Raw genomic sequence first — 2,545 nt, 5'->3', positions numbered from 1 at the left:
GTGGGTGCTCGAAGCGGATGCCGCAGGCCCCGTCATCGAGCTCATCGACGCCGGAAAGACCTACAGGTCCGGCACCATCGAATTCGAAGCACTGAAAGGGATCAACCTCGCCATCCACGAGGGCGAGTACGTCGCCATCATGGGGCCGTCCGGCTCCGGGAAATCCACCATCATGAACATCCTCGGCTGCCTCGACACCCTCACCCGCGGCCAGTACCGCCTCGGCGGCACCGACGTCGAGGAGCTCGACGAGATCGAACTCGCGAGCGTGCGCAACCAGCAGATCGGCTTCGTCTTCCAGGGCTTCAACCTGCTGTCCTCGCTCCCGGCCTGGCGCAACGTCGAACTTCCGCTCGTCTACGGGCACGTCCCGCGCGAGGAACGCAGGAAGCGCGCGAGCCGCGCCCTCGAACGCGTCGGCCTCGGCGACCGCCTCGACAACAAGCCTGGAGAGATGAGCGGTGGCCAGCAGCAGCGCGTCGCCGTCGCCAGGGCCCTCGTCGGGGAACCGACCATGATCCTCGCCGACGAACCGACCGGAAACCTCGACTCGGTGTCGACCCGCGACGTGCTCACCCTGTTCGACGAACTCAACGCCCTCGGCCGCACGATCGTCCTGATCACCCACGAACTCGAGGTCGCCCAGCGCGCCCGCCGCATCGTTTGGGTCAAGGACGGCGCCATCATCAGGGACGAGGTGAATGCGGCATGACCTGGATGGAGAGTTTCCGCACCAGCTGGAGCGCCGTCTACTCCCACGCCCTGCGTTCGATGCTCACGATCCTCGGCATCCTGATCGGCATCGCCGCGGTCATCCTGACCGTCGGCCTCGGCCTCGGCACCCAGCTCGACGTCAGCGCCCAGATCAGCTCCCTCGGCAGCAACCTGCTCATCGTCGCCCCCGGCAGCAGCACGAGCACAACGGGAACCCGCGGCGGCTTCGGCACGAGCGCGACACTCACGATCAAGGACGCCGAGGCCCTCAGCTCCACCGTGAACGCCCCCGACATCTCCGGGGTCGCCCCGGAGAGCACCACCTCGCTCTCGCTGACGGCCAATGACACCAACTGGACGACGACGGTCACGGGAACCACGACCGCGTGGACCTCGGTGCGGCAGCGCACCCTCGCCCGCGGCTCCTTCTTCACCCAGGCCCAGGTGGATGCCTCCGCAGCGGTCGTCGTGCTCGGCTCGGAGACCGCCGACGAACTCTTCGGCACCCAGAACGTGGTCGGCCAGTCCGTCGTGATCAGCGACAAGACCTTCCAGGTGGTCGGCGTGCTCGCCACGGCGGGCTCGGATTCCTCGAGCAACCTCGACGACGTGGCCATCGTGCCGTTCAGCACGGCGGCCACCGCCCTCGTCGGCGGCACCTCGAGCAATGCGGTGTCGACGATCTACCTGCAGGCCGCCTCGGACACGCAACTGTCCGCCGCGTACCAGGAGGCCGACGCGCTCCTGCTCAACCTGCACTCGATCTCCTCGACGGACGACGCCGACTTCACCATCAGCAGCCAGGACGCCCTGGTCAGCACCGCGACAGCGGTCTACCAGACCCTGACGATCCTCCTCACTGGCGTCGCCGGGCTGTCGCTCCTCGTCGGCGGCATCGGCGTGATGAACATCATGCTCGTCTCGGTTTCCGAGCGCACCAGGGAGATCGGCCTCCGCAAGGCGCTCGGCGCCCCACCGTGGGCGATCCGGCGCCAGTTCCTGATCGAGGCCGCCATCCTCGGGCTGTCCGGCGGAATCCTCGGTGCCGTGATCGGCGTCGTTGCCGCCCTGACCCTGCCCGCGGTGATCGGAAGCTCGATCGTGGTGTCCCCGCTCGCGGTCGGGCTGTCCATCGGCGTGGCGATCGCCATCGGCATCGTCTTCGGGGTCTACCCCGCCACCCGGGCGGCCAAGCTCGCGCCGATCGATGCGCTCAGGAGCGAGTAGCCATGCGCGTCAACCGAACCCACGCCCCGCACGACTCGCCCGGCAGGCAGAACCGGCCCCGGGCATCCGCTTCAGCCACCGTTCCACGTCCATTGGAGACCTCATGACCCGCACTCGACCGACCACCCGTTTCGCCACCAACTTCGGAGTTCTTCTCGCCCTCGGCGGAGTGCTCCTCCTGACCGGCTGCGCCGCGGGGGCGAGCACGGCCGCGGTCCCGGCCGCCTCGTCAGCCCCGGCGGCCTCGGCTGGGGGGCAGGGAGACGGGGGCATCACCGGCACCATCGCCTCCGTTGCCGCCGGCATCCTGCAGGTTCAGGATTCCAGCACCCAGACCGCCGTGTCGTACACGGCCGCGACGACGATCACTGCGACCGTGACGGGCGCCCTGACGGATGTCTCCGTCGGCCGTTGCGTCTCCGTCTCCGGCTTCACCGCGGCGAGCGGTACGACGGTGGCCACCGCCGCGACGAGCGTGACCGTGACCGACGCGGTGGATGGAGCCTGCACGACGGGCAACCGCGGTGGCGGCGCGGATTACCCGGTCTCCCTGCGCTTCGGCCTCAAGTCGATGATCAAGGACTGGCGCCAGGGCGGACTCCCC

General features: G+C 68.9%; 2 protein-coding genes and 1 pseudogene. All 3 read left to right on the top strand.

What is annotated here, in order from left to right; all coding sequences use genetic code 11:
- The first annotated feature begins 4 nt into the window (after nt 1-4).
- Nucleotides 5-712: an ABC transporter ATP-binding protein gene (locus tag QN345_RS17875; RefSeq protein WP_166787351.1), complete on the top strand. Its 708-nt coding sequence runs from the start codon at nt 5-7 to the stop codon at nt 710-712.
- Nucleotides 709-1,941, top strand: coding sequence for an ABC transporter permease (locus QN345_RS17870; RefSeq protein ID WP_322188604.1), 1,233 nt, complete (start codon nt 709-711; stop codon nt 1,939-1,941). Before QN345_RS17875 ends, QN345_RS17870 begins: the two co-directional genes overlap by 4 nt.
- Nucleotides 1,942-2,044: 103 nt before the next feature.
- Nucleotides 2,045-2,545, top strand: a pseudogene (locus tag QN345_RS17865) (hypothetical protein); the annotation flags it as partial.

It is taken from the genome of Cryobacterium sp. 10I1 (assembly GCF_035019805.1).
Lineage (GTDB): Bacteria > Actinomycetota > Actinomycetes > Actinomycetales > Microbacteriaceae > Cryobacterium > Cryobacterium glucosi.
Note: the sequence above shows the minus strand (reverse complement) of the source record. Positions and strands in the feature narration are given on the sequence as shown.